Source organism: Lentisphaera marina, from assembly GCF_028745505.1.
GTDB classification, from domain to species: Bacteria; Verrucomicrobiota; Lentisphaeria; order Lentisphaerales; family Lentisphaeraceae; genus Lentisphaera; species Lentisphaera marina.
Genome location: NZ_JAQZZL010000002.1, coordinates 2,045,068 through 2,071,616 on the forward strand (window position 1 = coordinate 2,045,068; position 26,549 = coordinate 2,071,616).

At 38.9% G+C, this 26,549-nt stretch carries 25 protein-coding genes and 1 tRNA gene; 11 read left to right on the forward strand and 15 right to left on the reverse strand.

All coding sequences use genetic code 11. From position 1 onward, the window contains the following. Window positions 1-33: 33 nt before the first annotated feature. From PQO01_RS19400 to PQO01_RS19410, 3 genes are all read left to right on the forward strand, one after another. Window positions 34-729, forward strand: coding sequence for a potassium channel family protein (locus PQO01_RS19400; RefSeq protein ID WP_274315886.1), 696 nt, complete (start codon window positions 34-36; stop codon window positions 727-729). Continuing rightward, window positions 729-2,378: a cation:proton antiporter family protein gene (locus PQO01_RS19405; RefSeq protein ID WP_274315887.1), complete on the forward strand. Its 1,650-nt coding sequence runs from the start codon at window positions 729-731 to the stop codon at window positions 2,376-2,378. Before PQO01_RS19400 ends, PQO01_RS19405 begins: the two co-directional genes overlap by 1 nt. An 83-nt stretch (window positions 2,379-2,461) precedes the next feature. Continuing rightward, window positions 2,462-3,841, forward strand: coding sequence for an NAD-dependent malic enzyme (locus tag PQO01_RS19410; RefSeq protein ID WP_274315888.1), 1,380 nt, complete (start codon window positions 2,462-2,464; stop codon window positions 3,839-3,841). A gap of 2 nt (window positions 3,842-3,843) precedes the next feature. Here the strand turns inward: PQO01_RS19410 and PQO01_RS19415 are convergent, their stop codons facing one another. After that, entirely contained in the window at window positions 3,844-4,563 is a 720-nt protein-coding gene (locus tag PQO01_RS19415; protein WP_274315889.1) for a GAF domain-containing protein, read from the reverse strand. 122 nt (window positions 4,564-4,685) lie between these two features. Between PQO01_RS19415 and PQO01_RS19420 the strand changes: the two genes are divergently transcribed. Further along, window positions 4,686-5,807 carry a response regulator gene (locus PQO01_RS19420; RefSeq protein WP_274315890.1) on the forward strand — a complete coding sequence of 374 codons (1,122 nt, stop codon included), beginning with the start codon at window positions 4,686-4,688 and terminating at the stop codon, window positions 5,805-5,807. Here the strand turns inward: PQO01_RS19420 and PQO01_RS19425 are convergent. The 3 genes from PQO01_RS19425 to PQO01_RS19435 all read right to left on the reverse strand — a co-directional run bounded on the left by PQO01_RS19425 (window position 5,795) and on the right by PQO01_RS19435 (window position 8,603). Further along, the gene (locus PQO01_RS19425) at window positions 5,795-5,935 is read right to left on the reverse strand and encodes a hypothetical protein (RefSeq protein WP_274315891.1); all 141 of its coding nucleotides are present in this window, start codon (window positions 5,933-5,935) and stop codon (window positions 5,795-5,797) included. The two genes, PQO01_RS19420 and PQO01_RS19425, sit on opposite strands and share 13 nt — an antisense overlap. 3 nt (window positions 5,936-5,938) lie before the next feature. Next, window positions 5,939-6,475: an RNA polymerase sigma factor gene (locus PQO01_RS19430; protein ID WP_274315892.1), complete on the reverse strand. Its 537-nt coding sequence runs from the start codon at window positions 6,473-6,475 to the stop codon at window positions 5,939-5,941. A gap of 103 nt (window positions 6,476-6,578) precedes the next feature. Then, entirely contained in the window at window positions 6,579-8,603 is a 2,025-nt protein-coding gene (locus tag PQO01_RS19435; RefSeq protein WP_274315893.1) for an ATP-dependent helicase, read from the reverse strand. Window positions 8,604-8,756: 153 nt separating this feature from the next. Between PQO01_RS19435 and PQO01_RS19440 the strand changes: the two genes are divergently transcribed. The 6 genes from PQO01_RS19440 to PQO01_RS19465 all read left to right on the forward strand — a co-directional run bounded on the left by PQO01_RS19440 (window position 8,757) and on the right by PQO01_RS19465 (window position 16,584). Further along, window positions 8,757-8,829 (forward strand) — tRNA-Lys (locus PQO01_RS19440). 40 nt (window positions 8,830-8,869) lie between these two features. Further along, the gene (gene rpmB, locus PQO01_RS19445) at window positions 8,870-9,094 is read left to right on the forward strand and encodes a 50S ribosomal protein L28 (RefSeq protein WP_007278385.1); all 225 of its coding nucleotides are present in this window, start codon (window positions 8,870-8,872) and stop codon (window positions 9,092-9,094) included. Window positions 9,095-9,169: 75 nt separating this feature from the next. Further along, complete coding sequence (locus PQO01_RS19450) at window positions 9,170-9,652, forward strand: adenylyltransferase/cytidyltransferase family protein (protein WP_274315894.1); 483 nt, start codon at window positions 9,170-9,172, stop codon at window positions 9,650-9,652. A gap of 112 nt (window positions 9,653-9,764) precedes the next feature. Next, window positions 9,765-13,169: a PPi-type phosphoenolpyruvate carboxykinase family protein gene (locus tag PQO01_RS19455; RefSeq protein ID WP_274315895.1), complete on the forward strand. Its 3,405-nt coding sequence runs from the start codon at window positions 9,765-9,767 to the stop codon at window positions 13,167-13,169. Window positions 13,170-13,345: 176 nt separating this feature from the next. Then, window positions 13,346-15,091 (forward strand): c-type cytochrome, encoded by a 1,746-nt coding sequence (locus PQO01_RS19460; RefSeq protein WP_274315896.1) that lies wholly within the window; start codon window positions 13,346-13,348, stop codon window positions 15,089-15,091. 11 nt (window positions 15,092-15,102) lie between these two features. Continuing rightward, window positions 15,103-16,584, forward strand: a complete 1,482-nt coding sequence (locus tag PQO01_RS19465) for a DUF7133 domain-containing protein (protein ID WP_274315897.1) — start codon at window positions 15,103-15,105, stop codon at window positions 16,582-16,584. Window positions 16,585-16,784: 200 nt separating this feature from the next. Here PQO01_RS19465 and vapC read toward each other — a convergent pair whose 3' ends face one another. Next, entirely contained in the window at window positions 16,785-17,186 is a 402-nt protein-coding gene (vapC, locus tag PQO01_RS19470) for a type II toxin-antitoxin system tRNA(fMet)-specific endonuclease VapC (RefSeq protein WP_274315898.1), read from the reverse strand. Next, complete coding sequence (vapB, locus tag PQO01_RS19475) at window positions 17,186-17,413, reverse strand: type II toxin-antitoxin system antitoxin VapB (protein ID WP_274315899.1); 228 nt, start codon at window positions 17,411-17,413, stop codon at window positions 17,186-17,188. Before vapB ends, vapC begins: the two co-directional genes overlap by 1 nt. A 587-nt stretch (window positions 17,414-18,000) precedes the next feature. Here vapB and PQO01_RS19480 point away from each other — a divergent pair. Next, window positions 18,001-19,239, forward strand: coding sequence for an IS4 family transposase (locus PQO01_RS19480; protein ID WP_274315900.1), 1,239 nt, complete (start codon window positions 18,001-18,003; stop codon window positions 19,237-19,239). 446 nt (window positions 19,240-19,685) lie between these two features. Here the strand turns inward: PQO01_RS19480 and PQO01_RS19485 are convergent, their stop codons facing one another. The 9 genes from PQO01_RS19485 to PQO01_RS19525 all read right to left on the reverse strand — a co-directional run bounded on the left by PQO01_RS19485 (window position 19,686) and on the right by PQO01_RS19525 (window position 26,460). After that, complete coding sequence (locus PQO01_RS19485) at window positions 19,686-20,852, reverse strand: IS256 family transposase (RefSeq protein WP_274312071.1); 1,167 nt, start codon at window positions 20,850-20,852, stop codon at window positions 19,686-19,688. A 447-nt stretch (window positions 20,853-21,299) separates the two neighbouring features. Beyond that, window positions 21,300-21,719, reverse strand: a complete 420-nt coding sequence (locus PQO01_RS19490) for an SMI1/KNR4 family protein (protein WP_274315901.1) — start codon at window positions 21,717-21,719, stop codon at window positions 21,300-21,302. Between the two features lie 83 nt (window positions 21,720-21,802). Continuing rightward, entirely contained in the window at window positions 21,803-22,096 is a 294-nt protein-coding gene (locus tag PQO01_RS19495) for a hypothetical protein (protein ID WP_274315902.1), read from the reverse strand. Between the two features lie 645 nt (window positions 22,097-22,741). Continuing rightward, window positions 22,742-23,089: a hypothetical protein gene (locus PQO01_RS19500; RefSeq protein WP_274315903.1), complete on the reverse strand. Its 348-nt coding sequence runs from the start codon at window positions 23,087-23,089 to the stop codon at window positions 22,742-22,744. Window positions 23,090-23,167: 78 nt separating this feature from the next. Then, on the reverse strand, window positions 23,168-23,473 hold the full coding sequence (locus PQO01_RS19505; RefSeq protein ID WP_274315904.1) for a type II toxin-antitoxin system RelE/ParE family toxin: 306 nt from the start codon (window positions 23,471-23,473) through the stop codon (window positions 23,168-23,170). Further along, the gene (locus PQO01_RS19510; RefSeq protein WP_274315905.1) at window positions 23,466-23,708 is read right to left on the reverse strand and encodes a type II toxin-antitoxin system ParD family antitoxin; all 243 of its coding nucleotides are present in this window, start codon (window positions 23,706-23,708) and stop codon (window positions 23,466-23,468) included. The genes PQO01_RS19505 and PQO01_RS19510 overlap by 8 nt, the downstream gene beginning before the upstream one ends. A gap of 144 nt (window positions 23,709-23,852) precedes the next feature. Then, window positions 23,853-24,185, reverse strand: a complete 333-nt coding sequence (locus tag PQO01_RS19515) for a hypothetical protein (RefSeq protein WP_274315906.1) — start codon at window positions 24,183-24,185, stop codon at window positions 23,853-23,855. An 86-nt stretch (window positions 24,186-24,271) separates the two neighbouring features. Continuing rightward, the gene (locus PQO01_RS19520) at window positions 24,272-24,826 is read right to left on the reverse strand and encodes a hypothetical protein (RefSeq protein ID WP_274315907.1); all 555 of its coding nucleotides are present in this window, start codon (window positions 24,824-24,826) and stop codon (window positions 24,272-24,274) included. Between the two features lie 314 nt (window positions 24,827-25,140). Then, entirely contained in the window at window positions 25,141-26,460 is a 1,320-nt protein-coding gene (locus tag PQO01_RS19525) for an IS1380 family transposase (RefSeq protein WP_274311999.1), read from the reverse strand. Window positions 26,461-26,549 lie beyond the last annotated feature (89 nt).

Here is a 26,549-nt window from a genome sequence, read left to right on the forward strand (position 1 = left end):
TTGAGGCTTAACAATACAAATATAGATTCCTCTATGGATAAAAAAATTTACACCGAAAACAAATATATATGGCTGTTAACAAGCCTAGCCATTTTCCTCTTACTTGCTCCATTCAGAGCGACTGATTTGGCTGGGGCCGAATTCTTTTCCAGTATTGCCTACTCATGTATACTCGGAACTGCTATATATACCTGCCGTAAAGACAAACACCTTTTACTGATATCCGCTACCCTCAGTTTCCCGGCAGTTGTTTCTTACTGGGCTCACTCCAATCACCTTTACAGCTCTCCTGAAACACTACTCATTTCAGGATCTTTATTTTACATCTTCTATATTTTCATCATTACACGTGAAGTCTTCCGCTTTCAACAATCCATTTACAATAAGCTTGCGGCAAGTTTATGCACATATTTAATGATTGGTATCACATTTACTTATCTATTTACCTTAATTGAACTCAAATACCCAAACTCCTTCGCATTCCCCGACACCGAGTCCTTAAAACAAATGAATCAAGAGCAAGGGCTACCGCATATGTTTGACCTTATGTACCACAGCTTTGTCACCCTTTCCACTTTAGGGTATGGCGATATACAACCTCGCAGTGGACTTAGCCGCATTCTTTGCATCACCGAAGCCCTCATCGGCCAAATCTACTTAGTCGTTATCGTGGCTGGCATTGTCAGTTCTAGTAACGATGGCTCCCTTCACCCCAAATCTAAAAGATAATGAATGCTATCATTTGGATCGGTATCGCCTTCTTTTTTGGTACCATAGCCAAACTCATCCGTCTACCTCCGCTCATAGGTTATTTAGGCGCTGGCTTTTTACTCCCGAGTATTGCTCAACTCACATCAGATCCAAATCTCGCTTCCGAACTTAAGAATAGTGAAGCACTTAACCAATTTGCAGATCTAGGTGTCACCCTCCTGCTATTTACAATTGGCTTGAAACTAAAAGTTAAAAACTTACTACGATTACCCATTTGGGGAACGGGCTTTGGCCACATGGCTTTGATCACCCTTGCCATGTCAGGCTTACTCTTTCTACTCGCTTCAACTGGACTAGGTCCGATGAGTGGCCTAGATATAAAAGCCATTGCTCTAATTAGTTTTGCCTTAAGTTTTTCAAGTACGGTTTTTGTCGTCAAAGTTCTCGAAGAAAAGGCTGCCATGAATTCCTTTTATGGGAGCTTGGCAATTGGCATCCTAATTATTCAAGATATTGCGGCAGTCATCTATCTAGCTGCCTCAACAGGTAAAATCCCCTCTCCTTGGGCTTTAGCTCTAGTAATTGGACTCTACCCAATCCATCGTCTGATGAAAAAATTCCTCAACTTTATCCAGCACGGAGAACTACTGCTCTTATTCGGCTTACTTATTGCACTTGGTGGAGCGGTACTCTTTGAATCTTTCGGGATCAAAGGAGACCTAGGAGCTCTCATTTTAGGTATCATGCTTTCAAAACATAAGTACGCCACTAATCTCGCGAAAGAATTATTTAATTTCAAGGACTTGTTTCTTGTTGGCTTCTTTTTGAGCATTGGCTTAAGTGGCATCCCGGATTCTGACATCATTCTCACTGCCGCACTCATTTCTTTGGTCTTACCTTTAAAAGCCTTACTCTTTTTCTTTTTTCTCACAAAGTTGCGTGTTACGAGTCGAACTGCTATTCTATCTTCAGCTATCCTCTTCAATTATTCTGAATTTGGCCTCATTGTCGCTAAAGTTGGCGTCGATACACAAGTCTTAAGTCCAGAATGGTTGACAATTATCGCACTTTCGCTAGCCATCAGCTTTCTCTACGCCTCACCACTCTCCGCTAATAGTGAAAAACTCATAGAGTTTTTTATTGAAAAAGCCAAAAAATTCGAATCCAAATCACGTTTACCTGAAGAAATCATTATTGATCCAGGAGATGTCAATATTATTATCATAGGCATGGGACGTCTAGGAACCGGTGCCTACGATGAATTCCTCCACCAAGGCATAGACAAAATTGTTGGTTTTGATAATGATTCTTCTGTTATCGAACGCCACACTGAAGAAGGAAGACATGCCATCCTCGCCAATTCTGTTGATCCTGATTTCTGGGAACGCTTTTGCATAAATCACCCCTCTATTCACATGGTCCTTCTAAGTATGCCCCAAACTTCAAACAATCTCTTTGCTGCCCAACAATTACGATCCAATAATTTTGAAGGGAAAATATTTGCCACCGTAAAATACAAAGAAGACGAAGCCCTTCTTAAAGAAAATGGCGTGGATTACATCTTTAATTTTTATACTTCCGCTGGTGCAGGTTTTGCCAGTGAATCACTCTCGGTTTTACCACAAAAAGAGGGTTCCATGGAAATTTGTGCAGAAAACATTATCTAATGCTTCAAGACTGAGTTCTTCAAGCTTCTTTTCCTTTGGAAAAAGTCTACATTGAATCAACATAATCAATTAGGGAGCTCAATATGCCAAATACAGGTGCTAGCCATTCGATCACAATTCGCTTACAAATGGATCATCAGCCAGGACTTTTTGCTAAAGTCGCTGAAATTATTGGTCGACTAGGCGGTAACATTGGCGCCATTGACATTGTTAAAATCACCAAAGGTAAGATAACTCGTGACGTCACAGTCGACACGAGTGGAGATGATCATAAAGATGAAATCACCGAACAATTATCTCAACTACAAGGACTGAAAGTCCTCCACATCTCTGACCGAGTCTTGCTCATGCATTTGGGAGGAAAAATCGAAGTCAATAGTCGTTTCCCTCTCAATTCTCGTGACGAACTCTCCATGGCCTACACACCTGGTGTCGCTCGTGTTTGCGAAGCGATTCACAAAGATCCTCAACTCGCCCACAATTTAACTATAAAGAAAAATACCGTTGCCATTGTTTCAGACGGAACTGCGGTACTCGGTCTCGGCGATATTGGCCCCGAAGCTGCCATGCCGGTCATGGAAGGCAAAGCTATGCTTTTTAAAGAGTTTGGTGGTGTCGACGCCTTCCCAATTTGCTTAGACACAACTGACACGGAAGAAATCATCCGCACTGTAAAAGCCATTGCCCCAGGTTTTGGCGGTGTCAATTTAGAAGACATCTCTGCGCCACGATGTTTTGAGATCGAACGACGTCTTCAAGAAGAGCTTAACATTCCCATTTTTCACGATGACCAACACGGTACCGCCATTGTCATGATTGCCGGCTTAATTAATGCGCTAAAAGTTGTCAATAAAGAAGCTAAAGACATCAAAGCTGTCGTCGCAGGCGTTGGCGCCGCAGGAACTGCTTGCACCAAAATGATGCTTGATTTAGGGATCACTAACATCATTGGCTTAGATCGTACCGGTACACTCTACGAAGGACGCGATAATATGAATAGTTCAAAAATCGCTTACGCAGACATCACCAATCCACAAAAAATAAAAGGCGGAATGGACGAAGCCATCAAAGATGCTGATTTATTTGTCGGTTTATCTGGACCAGATGTACTCTCGCTAGTTCAACTCAAAACCATGGCAAGAGATCCTATAATCTTTGCCATGTCGAATCCTACGCCAGAAATCATGCCCGAAATTGCCCTGCCCCATGTCGCCGTAATGGCTACCGGCAGAAGCGACTACCCCAATCAACTTAATAATGTTCTATGTTTCCCAGGAATATTTAAAGGTGCATTAAAATGTCGTGCCAAATCTATCACTGAAGAGATGAAGCTTGCTGCTGCTCATGCTATTGCTGCCACTGTAAAAGATAGCGAACGCTGTGCAGATTATATTATTCCAGGTGTTTTCAATAAAGATGTTGCTCGCAATGTTTCACGAGCAGTTCGCAAGGCACACAAATAAAATTAAACTTGGCCAAGTGCCGCAATCACTTCGTCAAGTTTTTCAACCTGACTATCAATACCTTCTTTAATATCACTTAAGTCGTATTCAGTGAAGCCGTCGGCAATGACACCTAAGTTATCAATAACAATTTCCATTTCATTGAGTACTTGACGTAGGAAATCACTATATTGATCTAGGTCAACTCGACCACCACCATTAATCTCACGAGATAGAGCCCGTGCAATCAAGTCTCTAAGGAGGCGTGTTGCGTAATGTAAATGCGTCGGGAGTTTCTTTGAGGCCAACTGCTTATCCATATAAAAAACAGCTTTTAGCTCATTATCAATAAATACTGGAACAACCACTGCTGAACAAATATTAAAATCGACCACTGTCTGAGTCTTATCAGCCGACTGATCTAAAGCATCTTCAATAATAATTTTTTTACCTTCAATCGCTTTTTTAATAAAGCTTCGACTCAAACTATAGGATGAGTCACCGGGCTTGGGCTGAACACGTGCGCACTCGCGCAGATCTTCTTCGCCATTTTCTCCCGCATTAATAAAAGCAAAACCACGCTCAAGGCCAGTCATTTCCATATAAACACTGAGCCCTCTTTCCATTACTTCGTCCACTCCTTCCTTAGGATTGAACATCTGTAAAAAACCCATAGCCATCATTAAGCGCGCCGCATCCGGACTCATACGCCCTTCTTCTTCTTTAGCGCCTCTCCTATTCATGAGCTATTTCTCCATATATTAATTTAAATGCTTGGTTGTCATCAAAACTAACGTTACATTATCGCTGTGTCTATCCTTAATCTCGTACAATTTTGTAACATTAATGACAAAATAATATATTTATGCAGCTAAAAGACTCTTTAAAAGATAGTGGTCAACATACGGTTTTGATCGTGGACGATTTAGAAGACAACGTTTTCATTCTAAAATCCTTGCTCATTTCGCAAAACTATAAAGTCCTCGGAGCCTACACGGGAAGAACTGCCTTAGAAATTTGTTTTGAAGAAAAACCCGATCTCGTCTTGCTCGACCTTTCACTCCCAGACATCAATGGCGTAGAGGTTTTACAAGAAATCCGACAAGAACCAAGTCTGATTAATACCGGAATTATCATTCTTACTGCGACTAGCTCGAGCGATGCCCTCATTAATGGTTTCATGCTCGGCGCCGACGATTTTATCAAAAAGCCCTATCACCACCTCGAAATGTTGGCTCGTATGCAAGCCACTCTTAAGTTGCGAGATACTTATTCACAACTTCGAGATGTCAACAATCAACTTGACTCTATCAACAGAGATTTAGAAGGCACTGTAAAAGCGCAAGTCGAAGAGATAGAGAAATCCAACCGCTTCAAACGCTTCATGGCTCCGCAAGTTATTGATTCTTTCATGACTGAATCAAAAGACCTACTCAGCATTAGCGAACGCCGCAAACTCACTGTATTATTCCTTGACCTTAGAGGTTTTACTGCATACGCGAACTCCGCAAGCCCAGAAAGCTTAATGTCGAGTCTACAACACTTTCACAAAACCATTGGCCCCGTTATTTTTAAGCATCAAGCGACCATCGAACGCTTCACTGGCGATGGCCTCATGTGTATTATTGGTGCCCCCAATAACATACCAGATCACTCAACAGTGGCACTAGACATGGCCCGAGAAATCAGAAATGTCTACGAACATGAGAAAACTGAAAATGGTGAATTGCTCCCCTTAGATATGTCCATGGGTATTGCTACTGGCGAAGCCACTACTGGAACTATTGGCTTTGAAGGCCGATTAGATTACGCTGCCATCGGGCCCGTCACCAATATGGCTGCTAGATTATGTGCCAAAGCTGGACCAAATGAAATTCTAATTTCTCACAACGTGCGAAATCAAATTTCTAATAATGATGGAGTGGAATTTGTCGAGGAAGCCGACATAAAAGGTTTTGACTACAAGGTCAAATACTATAAAGCGTAGATCGCACCACAACTAAGCACAAAGACACATGCCCAAGGCCAAGTTTTTTGCCAAAGCTTCTTAGGTCGATTCTCACGTGCATAAGCCTTGATAAAGCGATCTGTTTCTAATGGGGGCTCATTTTCCATTATTCAAGACTCCCAAGATTTCAATAAAGTACGCAAACGCTTTACTGCATAATGCATACGTCCAAGAGCTGTATTTAAACTAACTCCCTGAATACTGGCAATTTCTTTGAAGGAAACATTTTCTTGGCGCAAATTTAGTACTTCTCTTTGCTCAGTTGGTAAAGTTAAGATAGCTCTTTTTAAAGCAGCTGATAATTCACCAAAGACCAAACTTTCACCTGGCACACTTCCGGAACAAGAAATTTCTTCGGGAAGCTCATCCATATAACGACGATTTTCTTTGCGGTAATGATCGATCAAAAGATTGTGGGCAATACGCATACTCCAGGCCAAAAAGGTTTGACGATCTTGGTAGCGAGGCAAATTAGCGACCACTTTCATCCAAGTCTTTTGGAATAGGTCATCGACGAGTTGGCTTTTGCCTGGTGCTAAACGATTAAGATAAGAATAAAGTTGTAAACGATAACGTGAATAGAGCTCATCGAAGGCACTATCGTCACCGCTTAAATATTTTTTTATCAGTTGATTATCGCTTAACATATTTCTCGACTCTTTAATTTACTTATCTCTATATACGTAAAACTTTGTCATTTATTGCAGTAGAAATATAAGTTCTTTAAAATTTTTTGCAAAAGCATTGATTTTACTTATTAAATTTCAAGGTTTTCATCTGAGCTAAAAACTCTTCACGCGATAATTTTTTCAATAAATCCTGTGGCAAACAATGCTCCACTAAATCCTTTGGGAGCTCATTCAAAAACTGCGAGGGCATGCGCTGACTCATACGGCGACCTGCTTTGCGCATCTTTGACCAAGTGAGAACTAATTCACTTTTTGCGCGCGTCAAAGCTACATAGAAAAGCCGACGCTCTTCTGCCAAAGCCTTTAAGCCCGCAGATTTTTCATGAGGAAAGAGGTTCTTTTCCATACCCGTCACATAAACACAAGGAAACTCCAAACCCTTAGAGGCGTGAACAGTCAATAACATAACTGTATTGGGATCTTCATCTTTTTCTTGTCGACGACGATACTCCTCCATCAGACTCACACCTTCCAGATATTCTTGTAAAGGAATACAGCGGCCCTGATCTTTTTCTCTACCCTCAATTGTATGAATAATTTCAATCACATTTTTATAGCGCTTCTCAGCATCCTCTCTAGGCTTATACATACGGCCCAAGCCTTCTATATAACCTATCCCTTCAAAGTATTCATCCACTAAACTTGCAAGCGAGACCTGCTCTTGGAATTTTTGACGAAACTCTTCCACGCGTTGATTAAACTTCATCAAGGCATCACTGGAACGCCCAAAACTCTCCATAAATTGCGGATTCCGCAAAAGGTCGTAAACAGAAGTTTTATGTTCAACTGCTTTCTCACGAAGAGTTTTAATTGTCCTTGGACCTATGCCACGAGGCGGAACATCCAAAACTCTAAGGAAGGAAAAATCATCGCGTGGATTGTGAATTATCTTCAAAAAGGCTAAGGCATCACGTACTTCTTTACGTTCATAAAAAGAAGTGTCGCCAATGATTCTGTAGGGTATCCTGCCGCGACGCATGGCATCTTCCAAAGCCCGACTCTGATGATTCGAGCGGTATAAAATCGCAAAGTCACCATAAGTATTTTGACGCCCGTTCACTTTATTTAAAATTGAATCCGCAATAGCTTTTGCTTCTCGTTCTTCACTTCCACATGCCACTACTTTCAGCTTTTCGCCGCCTTCTTGGGCTGACCACAAATTCTTGATATGTCTTTGCGAGTTTATACTTATCACTTTATTCGCTGCATTAAGGATCACATTATTGGAGCGATAATTCTGCTCCAACTTAATTAATTCGCCTCCAGGGAAAATTTGGGGGAAGGCAAGAATATTTGCGACCTCCGCACCACGCCAACTATATATAGACTGATCATCATCACCTACTACACAGATATTCGGCTCGTCTTTGGGCAAGAGCGCATGCAGAAGTTCCATCTGAATATGGTTGGTATCCTGAAATTCATCGACCATCACATATTTAAATTTCTGCTGCAGAGTTTGGCGAACTTTTTCATCTTTCTGTAAAAGGCGAACGGTTAACATCAATAAATCATCAAAGTCCATAATATTCAGCGCGTGTAAATACTCCTGATAATAACGATAAATTCCACCGATGCGTTGCTCCCATGGATCACTAGATTCTTCTAAATCTTCCGGAACTTGGTTTTTAGCTTTAGCCATACTGATTAAAGAAAGAATTGCTTTGGGATCCTGACTCATACCATCTTCTACCAAGCCCAATTCATTAAGACCTTGCTTAACCAAACCCACTTGATCACCATATTCGGCTAAAGTGAAATCTGGCGCATACCCCGCTTGATAGGCGTATTTTCTTAAAATCTTCATGCCAAATGAGTGGAAAGTACTTACCCATAAATCCCTGACTGCCTGCTGACCGATGAGCTTGCCCGCACGCTCCTTCATCTCATTAGCAGCTTTATTTGTGAAAGTTACCGCCAAAATCTCGCCCGGTTCCGCACGACCACTCTGGACAATAAAAGCAATGCGACTTGTCACCACCATAGTTTTGCCAGTTCCTGCTCCAGCCAAGATCAACAGAGGCTTCTCTGTCGTCGTAACTGCTTGGCGCTGTTCATCATTTAAACGGTCTAATAATACACTCATAGGATTCCTAGATTTTTATACTGTATACGCCACAATTGCCCATAGATCAAAAGCACTGGCAAGCTTATTTACTTTTTTTTACTTTTTCTAAAAAATACGGTTTGCATATATCTGACTTTTGCGTATTGTTAGCACACAATTTTTCAGGAACTCGAGTTGTTAGCTCAGTTGGTAGAGCAACGCCCTTTTAAGGCGTGGGTCCTGGGTTCGAGCCCCAGACAACTCACTTCCTCTTGTTTTTAAATGATTAGATTGAGAGAATAACGATGGCTAAAGAATGTCACTTTTGCGGAAAAAAACCACACGTTGGTGGAACAATTGTTCACCGTGGTATTTCGAAGAAAGCTGGTGGTATCGGTTTAAAGCTTGTTAAAACTAACAAGCGTGTTTTTAAGCCAAACATCCAGAAAGTAAAGGCCAAAATCAATGGTACTGCTTGCACAGTAAATGCTTGCACAGCTTGTATCCGTACTGGTCTTGTGGTAAAATAAACCACAAAGTATTGATTTTCAGGCGCCGATTTTATCGGCGCTTTTTTTTTGCTAAAATTCAAGGATCTGTATATTATGGCTAATACTGATAAAATTATGAGTCTTCGTGAATTCACCGAATGGAAATCTGAATTCACTGGAAAAGTCGTTGCCACCAATGGCGTTTTTGACCTACTTCACCCTGGACACATGGAGTACTTAGAAGAAGCATCTGAACTTGGGGATGCCCTAGTAATTGCACTCAATAGTGACAGCTCAGTAAAAGCCTTAAAAGACCCACGTCGCCCAATCATCAATGAAGAAGATCGTGCCTATATGCTCGCCTCACTCGATTGCGTCAGCAAAGTCGTGATTTTCGAAGATCTTGAAGCCCTAAACACTCTTCTGGAAATCAAACCCCATATCTATGTCAAAGGTGGTGACTACACGATTGATACTATCAATCAGAATGAGCGCCGTGCTTTAGAAGAACGAGATATCGAGATCCAAATCCTTAAATTTAAGGCCGGTTTTTCGACCACTCTAATGATTGACAAAATCATTAAAGCTTATGGCTAAAAAGGTAGCGTTATTTCTGAAAAGAAATTTTACCTTATATTAACTCAATTCATTTTGGTTTCCCAAGACTAGAGGCATATTTTACGCCGACAGTCAATTTTTGGAGATCGACATGAAAGATTTAGAGAAAGCTCGTTTACAAACGGGAACCAAAGCCACTTTTCGCAACCGTGAACAACTCGTAAAATACCTCAACCTTCGCTTGTCTTTACTAGGAGAGCCCACGACACTTGATGATGAAGAGATGGGCATTGCCCACAATATCATTAATAATATCCAAGCGCGCAAACGCTTTTCTAAAACAGAATTATCGCCGGTCGACACGCGTATTCAAAATTACATCAATGACTTAATCGGTGCTGACAAAGTCAGCCTCCCTGCGACCAGCTATTCTCTAGATATTTACGGTATGGCTCGTGAACTTTCTCTCCCCCCTGACGCTAAAGAATATAAAACTCCCTATGTCAACTCCGTTCGTATCAAGCAGGGTGTTTTACACAATCCCAAAAATGACCGTCGTACTACCAAAGGTGTTTTTCACATTGTCGAAGGTGATATCCCTGTTCCATTTGATAAAAAAGAAGTTCCCGTAGCCATTTTTGAAAAAATGCTTCATCACTCCTTTAATGATGTCCCCGATGAACTCATGCGCATACCTTTCACAAGTAAACTCTCTAAACCCGCGCATGCTTTCACCTCACTTCTTCTTCGTCCATTGGTTGTCCCGTCTATCCCTGGCTTCACTTCTGCCAAATCTCTTGAGATTCGTTTCTTTGCACCTGCAGGCCTCGTTTCTAGCCTTGATTTCGTCGAATCTATTTTTGGCAATGGTGGAGATCCTTATCAAGCTGAAAATGATGCAGCTTTGGATCCTGAAACATGGACGGGGCACACTGGCTGCGTCATTTTAGCTCCGCAGCTCCTCACACTCACCAAAAAAGAATTAGGCTTGCCTAAATTTTCTGATGCTAGCGAACGCCAAAAACGCGATGGTATGTGTTGGACCAAAGACGATGAACTCTATAATGATGGTCAACCCTTTAAGATCTGTTCTCGCAATAAAGATGGACAAGTCATTACTATCATTACCGACAACTATTTTGGTTATTGTAAGAAAGAAGTCAAAACTCAAATATCCTATTCCGCCAACCTCTTTGGTTTAGCAGAAGAAGAACATGCAGGTGGTGCCCTTGCCCTCCCACGTTACCACTTGGCGAGTAAAATTTCTGCAAGCGTTTTAAACAAAGACCCCGAAGCCACATTTGAAAAAATGATGCAAGCTTTGGGTGATAATGCTGAGCATAAACGATTGGGCTACGCCATCGACAAAAACTTCAGCAATATTTTTTACCTTCCCAATGATGCTTACTTTGATCTCTCTACACAAAGAGTTTCTTGGGGTGATGAACTGAGTATCCCCATTGCCGAGAACGCTCACTATGTTCTAGCCAATGGCTATAAAGTCTCTCTCGAAAAACATCCTTACACAGATTCATGGAGACTTGTGGGAACTGAAGCAGAAGGAACCTTGTGTCACAAGCCCTGTACCGTTTCTGGTGGTGGTAAATCCGAGATCTCAAAATCTCTTTCAAATGCCACTTTTGCTGGCCCCGTTTTTGTCAATCAATTTCATGATGACATGAAACAGGTTGAAGAGATTATCAACCGCACCTATCGCGGACGCTTTAAAGACTCAGGGCCCTCCGATCCTATGAGCCGTCCTATCCTCAGCCCTGAAAGGAGTTTGGGTTCAGTCATCAAACTACTCACGCCACTTTCAAAATATAGCGAATCCTATAATAGCTGGCTTCGTTCTATTCCTGGTTATATAAAAGCAATTGTCTTTATGGTGAAGCGCTTTTATCGCGAAGAATGGGGACAAGATTGGCAAAGTCATTTCTCCGTTGATGAAGTCAATGGCGAAAATGGTCACGAACTAAAATGCGACAACCGCAAACTCACGGGAATTTACTTGCGAGTTGCGCAAAATAATGACAGCAGCTGGCGCACATTTAAACTTCGCCAAGACTTCCTGCCAAGCTATAAAATCCAATGGGAAGATGATATTTCTGCTTCGGCAGTGGTTCCAAGCGATGCCTTAGTCGGCTTAAATAGCGACTATACTAATCCAAGTGTTAAAATTGTAGAGAACTGTGAATTCCGTTTTTTCCAACGTCCTGACGACGCCATCATCCGTGGTTTCGATCACGAAGCAGAGGCCGACCTTGCCAGTGACAATCTTTTTGTTTGCAACTTCGAAGCTCTCCCAGCTGAGAAAGCCAAAGAAATGCTGGAACACAGTATTCAGCTTTCTGAATACACCGATGTCATGCAAAATAATATTAAAGAAGCAGCCCAAGGCGACAATTTCTTTGTGGCTTCAGATGCTCCACGAATCGTTAATGGTGCTCCGTCAAAAAATCCTCGCTACTTACAAACTCGTGGAGACCTCTATTCCCAAGAACCCCATTATCTCGCAGAAGTCTCAGCAAGAATTGCTCGTCAACTCACACCGGAGCAAGCCCTCTACAATCCTGTTAATGCCGTTCTTCCTGGTCGACGCAACAATCCCGCGGAACCAGGAATTCGTCCGCTCGCCGTCTATAACCCACTTCACTACCAAGAACTCCCTGAACTTTTCATGGATTTCATTTGTAGCTTAACAGGCAAATCCCCCTCTACTACTGGGGCTGGATCTGAAGGCGCACTCACCAAAGGGCCTTTTAACTGCCTTCCTGCAACAGCGGACTTAAACAATGCCTTGCTATCCTATATCCTAACGGGCTATCAAGCTTTTTCTTCAGCTGCTGGCTTTATTGGCAAGCGCTATAAACTCGATCATGACATCAGTTTAATTATCCCAGAAATTTGGGCTCGTCTCACGTCTCAAGAACGCGATGCTGAGTACCTCATCAAAAATTCTTTCCTTGAGAAAATTGATGATTTTGAACATGCTGGCGAAGCAGTTAAAGCGAGTCGCTTGGGCTATCGAATTACTAAAGAGTTCACAACCCGTTTCATGGGGAAAATCTTCGATAACCCTCACACTATTTTCCCTGGCGATATGCTCCGCCCGGAGATTCAATCTATGGAAGATTTTGTCGATGGCATTAATAATATCGTAGAGAATCAGACGCTCATTGCGCAACGCTTTATTGATGAAGGCTCTGCGGAAACTGCCATCCCTCCTCTCAAAGCTCTTGTTCACATTATGGCCAATGGTGAATACGAAGGTATGACAATTGATGCCCCAAAATTCCGCGAACTCTTTTCAAGAGAGCATGTCATTGCAAGTGATTGGTATAAAGCCCGCATTAATGCGAAAGTCGCAAAAGATGAAAAAGCTCGTCTTCAACATATTGCTTACCTCAATGAGAAATTAGAGAAACTGAATATCCGTGAAGAAACTCGTCGTACTCTTGAAGAAAGATTAAAGATACTTAAGCAAAAAGTAAGGAAAAAAGATCAAGTCTCTAAACTCACTGGAAGCTTAGGCGCAGATCCAATCTCGATATAATACACGATTGTATACCTAAACTCACAAAAAGACTGAAATGACAAAAAAGAACACTTTTTTGCCGTTTTAGTGCAATAATCTCAATTTTGGTGACGTAGTATATGTTCAATATAACATAAAATGTAACACATTTTGTTTTCAAGCGTTTAGTGACACAAAGAAGTAAAGGATAAAATATGCTTATAGAACCATTTAAAAAAACATTGGCCATCGCCCTTTGTTTTACCTTCTCTATACCCTTATTAGGCGCACCTAATAAAGGCAAAGAAATTTATACTAAATCTTGTCTTGCGTGTCACGCTCCCAATGGCGGTGGTATTCCCGGACCTGCAGGTGGCCCGAATTTAACAATTTTAAAGAAAAAATATGCTCACCAACAAATGCATGCTATCATGGATGGCAAACGTGGTGGTACTGGCAGCACGACCATGGCTAGTCTTTTAAAGGCGATGAAAATTACAAAGGCAGAAATGGATGCCGCATTAGATTATGCTCTCAAACTTCCTGCCGCACCATCACCACATGAAGAAATGGGCAATGCAAAAAAAGGTGCCCAAATCTTCAATCAATGTACACACTGTCACGGTGCAACAGGAATGGGTTATCAAAATGCCGGACTCCCAGCACCTCGCTTAACAGGGCAATCCAACGCCTACCTTTATCAACAGCTTAAAAATTTCAAATCAGGTGTGAGAAATGATGGCAGTGCAGGCTCCCAACAAATGGCGGCGGTTTTAAAGCCTTTAAATGATCAAGATCTAAAAGACTTAGTTGCCTATATATCAACACTTGATAATAGCCCTACTCCACTTAGTGACTTGAAATACAAAGTATATAAAGGTAGTTGGAAGAAACTTCCTGACTTTACTAAACTCAAACCCATCAAAGGTGGGACAATAACAAATGGCCTGATCGACCTTAAAGTTGCTGAACAAAAAAATGAATTTGGCATGGTTTTTGAAGGTATACTCAATGTTCCTGCAAAGGGAAAATATAAATTTCACTTAGCCTCTGATGATGGTGCAAAGCTTTACCTCAATGATCGTAGCAAAGCCATCGTCGATAACGATGGCGTTCATCCTGCTAATGAAAAAGATAGTGCATGGGTTAACCTCCCCGCAGGTAAAACAAAAGTCATTGTCGATTACTTCGACCTCGCTGGTCAAACTAAATTAAGCCTCACTTGGAGTCGTCATAAAAACTTTGAGAAACGAGCCATCTCAGTTGATGTAATAGGCAAAAAGAAAAGTGGCCCCAATCTAAAGCCTATTGTCCTCGGTGCTAAAGACGGCAAGGCACTCGTTTTTAGGAATTTCTTAAACCAAGGCAATGCTCGTTCAATCGGAGTAAGTTTTCCAGGAAACATGAACATGATTTTCGATGCTTCTAATATGGCACTCGCATCATTTTGGTCGGGTCAATTTGTCGACATCGCTCCTATGTGGCACGGAAGAGGAGTGCGATCCATTGCACCTGTCAGCTCAAACATGGCTCTACTACCATTGGATCTACAGTTTGCTGAACTCGCAAATTCCGATGATAAATGGCCTGTAGAATTAAATCGAAATTCTAATCAGAGAAGAACTCATTCCCTGCGTTTTAAAGGCTACAAGCTCGATAAAAACCGTTACCCTACTTTTATGTACTTGCTAGGAGATATCACTTTTGAAGATCGCTTTGATCCTCTTCCCGAGCAAGCTGGCATAAAGAGAACAATCAAAATCAAAGGGCAATCAAATAAGCTCTACTTCAGAGCGGCTATCGATAAGATCACTAAAAATGAAGATAGCTATAAACTACCTTCATGTATAATGACTATCACAAATGCTGAACTTCGCCCCTTTGGTAAGGTACAGGAACTCCTGGTCCCCGTTAAACTTGCTAGCGGTGAAGCTCAAATCCAAATCCAATATTCTTTCTAAGGAGATCCCAAATGCTTAAAAAATTACTTTTCTTTTTTCTTCCTTTTGCGCTCTTCGCAGAAAGTGAAAACGATTATTACACAATTACCGACATCCCCGTTCCAGAAGGTTTCGAAGTCAGCTGTATTGATGTCCTTCCCGAGAATAAAATTGCTGTAGGTTCACGAAAAGGTGATATATACATCGTTGAAAATGCTTACGATAATGATCCGAAAAATGATAAATGGACTCTCTTTGCAACAGGTATTCACGAACCACTTGGTCTTTCCTACTACAAGGGTTGGCTCTGGTGTACTCAACGTCCCGAGGTCACTCGCATGAAGGATACCGATGGCGATGGTTTTGCGGATATTTATGAATGCATTAGCGATGACTGGGGAATTGACGGTAATTACCATGAGTACGCTTTTGGTACTAAGCACGATAAAGATGGTAACATCTGGGTTGTGCTTTGCCTCACTGGTTCAGGTGGTGCGGCCTCTGATTTCCGCGGTTGGTGTGTGCGTATCACTGAAGATGGCGAAATGATTCCAACAACTTCAGGCATTCGCTCCCCTGGTGGTATGGGCATTAACCACAAAGGTGATGTTTTCTATGGTGATAACCAAGGACTTTGGAATGGTACGAGCTGTGTCAAGCACCTCAAAATCGGCTCTTTCCAAGGAAACCCTACTGGTAATAGATACTATGCTTTAACTGACAAAATCGGTCCAAAGACTCCAGAGCCAAAATCAGGTAGTCGTATTGTCCTAGAAAGAGAGAAAATCAAAAACTTTGTCCCCCCTGCAGCTAATTTACCTCACCGTAAATTAGGTTCTTCAACAAGTGGTATAGCACTTGATGATACAAACGGAAAATTTGGCCCATTTGAAAACCAACTCTTTGCCAACGATCAATGGGGCTCACTTATTTCCCGTTTAGCCTTAGAAGAAGTGAATGGTGTCTACCAAGGTATGTCTATTCTTTTCCGTGAAGGTTTTGGTTCCGGCAATGTCCCTGCTGTTATGGCTGAAGATGGTTCACTTTTTATTGGTGGTACCAACCGTGGTTGGGCAAGTGCAGGCAAAAAACCTGGTGCTCTTGAGCGCGTCAACTGGACGGGTAAGATACCCTTTGAAATCCATAGTATGCAAATCACCAAAACTGGCTTCAACCTGAATTTCACTAAAAAAGTTGATGCCTCATCCTTAAATCCTACCAGCATTAAAGCAAATGCTAATAGCTGGATCTATCAGAGTGGTTATGGTAGCCCAGAAGTCGACCAAGTCGATCTTGAAATCACGGACCTTAAAGTCGCTGCTGATGGTATGTCAGCCCACATAACTTTAGATAAAATCTATAAAGGCCACAACCACAACTTCGATTTTTCAGCCATCAAATCTGCTGAAGGCAAAAACCTACTTCATAGTCAAGCTTACTACACCGTTAACGAAGTACTCGGCGAAGTTCACATCGTCCCTCCCAAAAATCCAGAGAAGAAGAAAAAGAAATAAGCTAAAATCCCTTCAATAAAAAAGGCTAAAGTTACCATCAACTTTAGCCTTTTTCTATGTTTTTATTAGCCAGTAGACACCAATTGAATATCGAAGGCATGCCATAAATTAGCCCCACTGCGGTAACTATTGGAAAAAAAGAGGGGGCCATTTTTAGAAATGCCGAAGGCATGGTATAGAGCCCTAAGTCGTACCTTTGGTTAGTGAGTCCAGTTTTCTATTTTTAATTCTTCTATTCGGTTGAACTCTTTTACATTGTTTGTCACAAGTGTGTAATCTAAAGATAGAGCATGAGCACCAATTAAAGTGTCTAGAGGACCAATAGGTGTTCCATTTTTTTCTAAATTAGCTCTTACACTTCCATATATTTCAGCAGCTTTATCGTCAAAGTCGTATATATCGATTGGACCTAGAAATTGAGTTAATGCAATTTTGTTTTTAAGTGGATGTGCACTTTTTGACACGCCATATTCCAATTCACTTAAAGTAATCGATGAAATACATACATCCGATACATTTAGTGTTCGTAGTTTCTGAATGACTTCAATAGGCTTTTGTTTGATTATATAAATACAAATATTTGTATCTAACATATATTTCATTAAAGAGCTTCCCTCAATTGTTCTTGAGGTTGATTACGATCATTAAGAAAATCTTCAGAAAATTGATCAAGACTATCTGTTAATGATACCCATGGATCATCTTTTGGAAGTAATACTACCATATTCTCGAATCTTTTGATAAATACATCTTCACCACTAAACCGACAATCTTTTGGTAATCTTACGGCTTGGCTTCTACCATTTTGAAATAGTTTTGCTGTTTGCATTTTTAATCTCCTCTAAATTGGTATATACCAAGATATATCTCTTTAAGTGTTTTTTCAATTATTATTCACTAACGTCTAAGCTGAGGGAGATTGAGCCTTAGCGAAAATCTTTCTTCCAGCTTCTTGTTCTGCTTTTTGATTTCTTGTGTATTTCAATGATTGTTTAATACTGAATTAAAGCTATAATCGAGTTCGGTTTTTCACTTCCTTTTATTAATCGTTTTTCCATACCTAGCAATAGGTAAATCTAGGGAAAAAAGGAGGTGATGCAATGCATAAGAGAAAACCGAAAAAAAAGAAGGCTGAAAGCTGGATTGTCTTGGCGGGACTCCATGCGATCAACCTGATCTTAAAGCTCATTGAATTATTTACTAGATAATTCGTAAGCACGTGCCTCCAAGAGTTTTTCCCTTGCTTGGGGGCTTTTGTGTTTATAATATTACTCATCTTTCGTTTTGATTCAAGTAGTAACGGTATTTTATATTTTTTCATTCACAGTCATCCCATAAGAAATGATAAATTGGACTAACTGAAAGTAAGTCTGGCTTCATTGAGTACTTTAAATTACCACAAATAAAGGAACTACAATGAAGCCAAACAAAAGTAATCTATCAACCTTAAAACAGATCTGCCAATTAATCCCACCTCACATAGTTAATAAACTTGCTAAGAAGCATGGAATAAAGACTCGTAAATTCAGTTCGTGGAGTCACGTCGTAAGTTTATTGTATACTCAGCTCTCTCATGCTCTAAGTTTAAATGATGTATGTGATGGTTTGCATTATCACTCCAGTTCATTATTTCAGATTAGAGGTGCGACAGCACCAAAAAGAAACACTTTCTCAAATGCCAATCGAACACGAAATGCAGCAATGGCGGAAGATTTGTTTTGGGAAGTTTTAAAGTCACTGCAGTCTCAACTTCCTAGCTTTGGTTTAGATAAACAGAATTCAAACTTTCCACAACGTTTCAAAAGAGCCGTATATGCGGTTGATTCTACGACAATTCAATTCGTAGCTCATTGTTTGAATTGGGCCAAACATCGTCGCCGCAAAGCTGCGGCTAAATGTCATATGCAATTAAACCTTCAAACTTTTTTACCTTCCTATGCAATTGTTAAAGAAGCTAATACTCATGATTCAACAGAAGCCAAGGAGATGTGTGCTACCATTAAAGATGGTGAAATCGTTGTCTTCGATAAAGCTTATGTTGATTTCAAGCACCTTTTTCACCTTGATGCCCGAGGAGTCAATTGGGTGACTCGTTCTAAAGACAATATGACTTATGATATAATTGAGGAACGGCCCTCTAAAGGGGATATCATTTCAGATCAACTCATTAAACTGAATGGGGTGAATACCGAAAAACATTACCCCAAAGTCCTCCGATTAGTTACCACTAATGTTGAGGTTGATGGAAAAATGAAGACCCTGAAATTTCTAAGTAATAATTTACAGTGGGCACCAAGCTCTATCGCTTCTATTTATCAATCGCGATGGGGTATTGAAGTTTTCTTTAAACAACTAAAACAAAACTTGAAGCTAGCTGACTTCTTAGGTCATAATAAAAATGCAATTCAATGGCAAGTTTGGACGGCTCTACTTACGTATGTTTTACTAAGGTTTTTAGCTTTTAGATCTCAGTGGCCACATTCCTTTTCAAGAATTACGACTCTAATCCGAGGTGTTTTGTGGAGCTATTTCGATTTATCATCTCTTTTGAAAACTTGTGGGACAGCCAGTGATCCTCCAAAGATCAAAGCAGTTCCAGATCAAGCGTATTTACCTAACTTTGATAAAGCATTCTATGGGACAGCATGTGTTTAATTAAGCTCAGTTTTAGTAAAAACCGTTAAACCCCCTCTTTAGAAAAGAGAAGTTTCTAAGCTCAAAGGTTAAGCGGATAAGGCTATTTTAAAGATTTATGGGATGATTGTGTTTTTCATTTATGCAGAACGACCTAAATTACCTGAATTCGAGGAACGAGAATTTCAGGTTCATTTTTTGGTTAGATCTTTTTTGTTTGACTTGAATTTGTTTATATATTTTTTGTTTAAAATATCTAGAATTATAAAAGGAAATACTCCACCAAATATTAAAAATTGTAAAATAAAAAATACTGACCCAATTTCTACAATCATTTTTGTTTCATTATCAGTTTTGGATAAAATTAATATAATTTTGATAGCATAATAAAGAATAAAGCCGATTAGAGAACTATAAATTAGGATAGAGTCCCGTTGTTTCTGTAAATTGGTGTTGACCAATTTTAGTTAAACAGACAGATAAACTCTTTTTGTAGCTATCCAGGTTTCATCTAATTCCATAAGAATAGCGGACGCTAATCTAAGCAGTGAAGCTTCATTTGGGAAAATAGACACGGTTCTAGTTCGCCTTAGAATTTCTCGATTCTGTCTTTCAATCATATTGGTGGTTCTCAGTTTTGTCCAACAAGAACGATCTAAATCAAATACAGAAAAGCCTTCAGGAAGTGCGGATTCCATCCATTCAGATAATTGAGAAGCACTGTTTTCATACTTTAAGCAAGTAAGCTTTAAAAGTCTTTCGGCGTCCTGTTTTGAAGGGGTATTAAAGATATCTCGAATGTCTTGTGCAACTTCTGAACGCATCGCTTTCTTAGGCACATAAGCCCCCGCATTCTGCTGTAAATGAAATTGACACCTCTGCCATGGGATTGACCCAAAGACAGTTGTTAAAGCGGCTTTCAGTCCCGAATGACTGTCGCTCGTGATCATCTTAAGACCATGAAGTCCTCGAGCATTCAATGATAGGAAAAAGTTTCTCCAATGAACCTCAGCTTCACTTAAAGAGACACTTGTACCTAAAACTGAGCGTTTTCCTGATTCATCTATCCCATAAGCAATTAACAAAGCACAATCTCGAACAGTCTTATCTACTCTAACTTTTTCGTATCTCGCATCCACCAAAAGGTAATGATATTTCCCTAAAGGACGGTTACGCCACTTTTCTAAGCTTTCATCTAGCTCAGATACAACTCGTGACACCTGTGATTTACTCACGGAAAGACCACACATTTTCTCTAGAAGTTTCGTGACTTTTCTTGTCGAAGTTCCCTGAATATAACTCTCGGCCATAGCTGTCATCAAAGCTCGCTCACTTCGTAAGCCTTTTTCTAAAGAACTTGGATAAAAATCGATTTCACCTCTGACTTGAGGAATGTTGAGCTTCATTGCTCCAAGTCGAGTGTTTACGGTTTTGTTTTTATAGCCATTAGCATAACCTAAGCGATTTTCATTGCGTTCATATGGAGCAGCATCAAGAGAATTACTTCTCTCTACTTTCATCGCTTCATTTAGTAATACTCTCATAGCTTCAAGCATTCCGCTTTCGCCGTTTTCTGTGACTTGGTGGATCATTTCTAATAAGACACTACTGTTCTCGTGTGTAGAGTGGTGCATAATAATTCCTTGTGGGTTGTTTTGGTGCAACACCACTCTGCATCTTCTTTACCCCGAGTTACAAACAACTTCCTCAATTTCGCTCCGACGAGAAAGTTCCCATTCTCGCGAAGTCTCGGAAGCTATTCATAACTCTTAAAGTAGAGCTATAGCAGAATTTACAGAAAATTTGGGACACTACCTATTTTTCTATTTTTTTTTGATTTTTTCATTTCTATCGGACTATTGCAGACTTCGCATTTGTCTGAGTTTGTGATCCAAGTTAGCTTCGTAATTCATGGTGATTTAAGAGGCAAAATACAGATTGATAATCGTATTTCGTTTTCTACTTCGTTTGCCCTAAAAATCTTTTTTTATTATTCCTACAGAACGATCTAAATGAGCTGTATTTTCTATTTAAAATTTGATTCGAAACGAAAATATCAGTTCGATTTTTTGGTTAGGCTTTTAGATTTCTATCCAGTCGGTATCTGAAATTAAATCTTTAAATGAGTCATGTAGACATTCTATTTGATCATCATCGTGACTAATATAGTATATTTTTGATTGTGGACATTCACTCGCTTTCATACAAACACAATCTCCATTACCTACATCATAAATTGGAATATAATCTTCCGTTAGATTACCACATTCCATTTCTTGCTCATAAACAGTTTTAATGGAATCACAATTATAGATTTCTCTGATGGTTAAAAAACCACCCTCAATATGATTTGTGAGTAGAACCTCATGAAAGTTTTTAAAAACATCATCAAATTTACAATTAAATAATGATTCAAGTTTATTCCAATCACTCTCCAAATTCGGTTTGTAGGGCTCAGATCGTTTATAAGTCTTATTTCGTATTTTATCTATTATGTTCATTTTTATTCTAGCCTAACGTTTAAGCTGAGGGAGATTTGAGCCTTAGCGAAAATCTTCCTTCCGGCTTCTTGTTAGATGTTTTTCTATTTCTTTATTAGTTCTTTAAATTGTTCAAGAAGTTCACCAATGATTCCTTCTTTCCCATACTTTGTGTAAAATCTTGGAATTGCGTACTTCACAAAATTATGATCGTTATCTGTTATTTCTTTCTTATCCAAATTTTTGGGAATTTTGTGTATTAAATAACTTAATTCGTTAATTCCACTTAGAGCTTCTTTTGCTTCATTTCCATCAATTCGTTTATGTGCTCCTGCATTCATTCTGATGATGAGAATTGATTGATACAGAATTTCTTTGTAGAGTTCGTTTTTATTCATGTTTATTGTTCATCTAACGACTTAAATGAGCTGTATTTTCTATTTAAAATTTGATTCAAAACGAAAATATCAGTTCGATTTTTTGGTTAGAATTTGTCCATTTTGATTGTTGATAAGTAGCCAAATCAGGGATAAAACACATGATTCGATCAATTGCTGATTCCGCATTTACTTATTGTGTTTTGAGTGATGATTTGCGTTTAAGTTTGGTGAATTGTTGACTCTGCATTTAGTCAGCTTAATTCTGTGATTCCAAGAATAAAGTGATTTGCTTTGTCATTAACAATTCGTTGTAGATTTATTATTCCAATTTCCATTCTAACGTCTAAACTGAGTTTGTACTTTCTATTTAAATTGTGACTCATAACGAAAGTATCAACTCCAGTTACTGGTTCTGTATTTTTCTATTTTCTTTTAATTTTTTCATTTCTATAGGACTATTGCTGACTTCGCATTTGTCTGAGTTTGTGATCCAAATCAGCTTCGTAATTCATGGTGATTTAAGAGGCTAAATACAGATTGATAATCGTATTTCGTTTTTCACTGCGTTTGCTCTAAAAATCTTTTTTTATTATTCCTACAGAACGACCTAAATCACCTGTTTTCGAGGTACGAGAATATCAGGTGCATTTTTTGGTTCGGTTTTTATCCTTCTTTTAAAATATGGTGTCCAAAAAACAATTCAGAACCAATAAAACTAAGCGCTATAATTAAAAAAATTGTCGCTACAAAATAAAAGATACCTAAAATCAATTTATATTGAATAGATCCTGGTCCAATTTCTTCTTTACTCGAGTTAATATGAGCTATAACAGGACCACCATTTTTATGATTATAGATAGTGATAGAAAAAATAGCTGTACTAAAACAGAGAAAGAATGACCCTAAGCTTAAGTTCGCTAGCATGATACTAGTTTTTGTTAAGATAGAATATGCTAACAATAGGAATGAAATTAATGTTCCTAGTAAAGATAGATAAAATTGTTTTTTCATTTTTTTATTGTTACCGAACGACCTAAATCACCTGAATACGAGGAACGAGAATTTCAGGTTCATTTTTTGGTTAGATCTTTAGAGTTCTTCAGAAATATGTTTAATTATATCCATTTGATGATGTAAAAATCTAAGTATTTCGATTCCATCATCGCATTGTCTGTAGAAGATATAATGTTTACCTTCAGAGATGTAATATACATCAGAGGACAATTGTGGGTGCTTTCTTCCAATATCTGGAAAAATAACTATTGCGTTTAATCTTTTTTTTAATTGGTTTTGGTAAATAGAAACTTGATTTAAGCCCCATTCTTCAAGTGTATATTTAACAATGTTTTCAAAATCTATTTCAGCATTCTGAGTTAAAAAATACTTTTTATCCATTCTGTTTGGTGACTCTATTTACAATATCATCAATTGAGGATTCAGATCTGCCAGAATTAGCAGCTTCGCTTAGTAAATTATTAAGAGAGTCCCAGGACTTTTGTTTCTGTTCTTCTTTTTCTAAGTTTCTAATTGAGTCTCTAATTACTTCACTAGCATTCGAGTATAATCCAGATTTAACTTTACGTTGAACAATCTCATGTAATTCAGGTGTAAGTGATACATTCATTTGCATAATTTTACCTCTTATGTAAAAGTTTATACTAATATAGTTCTAACATTGATATAAAACAATTTCTGTCTGATCTAACGTCTGAGTTTACCTGTTTTCGAGCCTAGGCGAGAATATCAGGTGCGACTCTTTGTTCGGTTTTTGATTTTATTCTTTTTTTGTGATTCTAAAGCGATTATCTGATAGATATATAATCAGTTTTAAATCACCCTTTATTATTGCACCCATTTCCATGTTTTTTGAATTTATGTTTTTCAGTCTTTCAGCCTCATTATTATTTAATGTTCCTGATATAGATGGGCCACCTAACATGGATGGTGTGTAACTTCCTTTTATCATTTTCATTTTTGGATCAAACAAATTATTTGCTTCCTCAATCATTTGAAATTTATCTACGCTTATTTTGTAGCTAGAAATGAAATAAATAGATCCCACAATTGATAGAGTGATTCCTAGTTTAATAAGATGCTTTTTTTTCATTTTTATTATTACCGAACGTCTAAACTGAGTTCGTACTTTCTATCTAAATTGTGACTCACAACGAAAGTATCAACTCCAGTTTCTTGTTATACTTTTTTTGAATCCATTATTTGTTTCATATCTTGATAGATTAATTCCATGACATCAAGATCTATTCGATCAAACTCTCCTCCCCAACGACTCGTTTTCCCACGTTTTATGTATACATAAACTTTTTTGAAATCAGAGAAGACTTCTTTAATTAAATGTTCTTGAAGCATATAATCTAATTGAACTGTATTATTGTCATTCTTGAATTTTTTATAACTTTTAGCGTAGTCATATACAATTCCCATTCGTTGTTCCGATGAATCAAATAAGTCTAAATCTTTTATGAATTGATCTGTTATGGGCTCAATGTTTTTGTCTTTTAAAGATTTGATATACTTTTGATGTTCGTGCTCTTTTTTCTTTCTGTTCTGGGATTGTTGTTTAATTTCTGCTAATCGTTCATCACTTATCGGTTTGTTATACAACAGTTTGTGTAATTCTCTAGGGTTATCCCAAAACTCTAATGACTGTTTAGTTTCAATACTTTTTTCTTTTATTTTTCTAAGAAAGTCATTAATTAGAAAATTCCCTAGTCGTACATCAGTATTCAAAAATAATTCATTTGCAAAGTTTTTATATTTCTTTTTATCTAATGCTCTAACATTCCTAATTTTTTCGTTATAGCGATTATTAACCTGAATCCGTGATCAGGTTTTGAGATTCATGAGATAATGGTTTGGTCGAGTAATTCTTAGATCGTTTTTATCCCAGATTGTGAGATGTCCTTATTTCTTAAGCCTATCGCTCGTGATCAGGTGTCTAAGGATAGTAAATATAGCAATTTCTAAGGCAATTCACCCAACTTGGACAGAGTAAAGCACAAAACTCAATAAAAGAGCTTTGCAATAAACTTCTTATTAGTGGATTAAAGGCTAAATGATATTTTTTGATACAGCTTAAACCAAGGGCTATGTCGACCAAACTTGAGAGTTTCATCTCCTGCGTGCTTTACGTGTTTACAAGCGGTTAAAATCAAGTCACGTATCACGCACCGTAGGCGGCGTCGTTGGGCTTTGATTTTAATTGGAGCCAAAGATTTATTATGGATAAGGTGATTACCAATGACTCTGAGCACATTAAAAGCGAGCATAGCGCAGTGCAAAAAGAATTGATTCGCTTTAAATTTCCCTGAGGGTAAACGCTCTACATTCATATCGCTCTTCAATTCGCTATGGAACTGCTCACTGGTTCCATGATCGTGATAAAGTTCGATCACATCCTCGGCTTCTAAAGGTAAATTCGTCCAATAGGTCTCCACTTCGATTTCTGGCATCAAAAGTCGATTGCCATCTTGATCTTCGAGTCGTTCCGTAACTTTAAAAATAACAGGAACCACTTTATGTTCTTCATTGTTTCCAGGATGTTTGTGATGGAGTTCACCGACAAAGACACTCTTACCATCTCGAGATTTAAGCTGTCGCCCTAAACGCCGTGCGTTGGATAGCCACTGTTCTTTAGATTCCTTTCTAAGGTTCCGTTTAATCAGAAAATATTGATCATCAGGAAGGTGTCCGAAATTAACCTCAGCATCGTGAGCGGAATCTAAACGAAGTAGTACGGGGTGCTTAAGCTTTAATTTTTTGATCATAGTAAAGCTGTCATCTAAGAACTCTGGCATCCCTTTTTGTGCATGCTGTGAACCTGGACGCAGCTCATTATTTAGCATAAAGCCCTCAGTTCCAAGGTAGGCAAACATGGGAGAAAATCCGTCATGATTTTTATATGTCCAACTCACATTTTCTTTATGGCTACCGGAGTTATCCATGGGTGATACATCCATATCGAGTGGAATAAAATTCATCCCCCCTTTTGATATATTACCTATACACTGTTTTTTGAGCAGGTTTGTATTCGCTGATTTTAAATGCACTTCATGCTCAGAAGACATGATTTCTAGTCGTTGACGCAAACGTTCCTCGGATGGAACTTTGTTTAATCCAAGTGATTTCATAAAGACTTCGTTTTCACGAAACTGACTAATATCTGTGAAGCGTTCACGCCCCTGAATCAGTAACCCCACCTGTGATTTGAAAATATCTAGATCTTGAAAGATATGATTGGCCTTGTGATCTGTATTGAACTCATCGTCAATTTCACTTTGTTGAAGGACTTGGCCACCTAAAAATATTCCGCCAATACTGTGAAGGGAATCATTGCCTGTGTCGAGTTTAAATGCTTTATTCATGAGAAAACCTGTTGGGTGATTTTGGTGTCGTAACTTAAATTACTATAAACCAACAGGTTTTCTTGTTTTTAAGCTGTTTTTTAAGATCA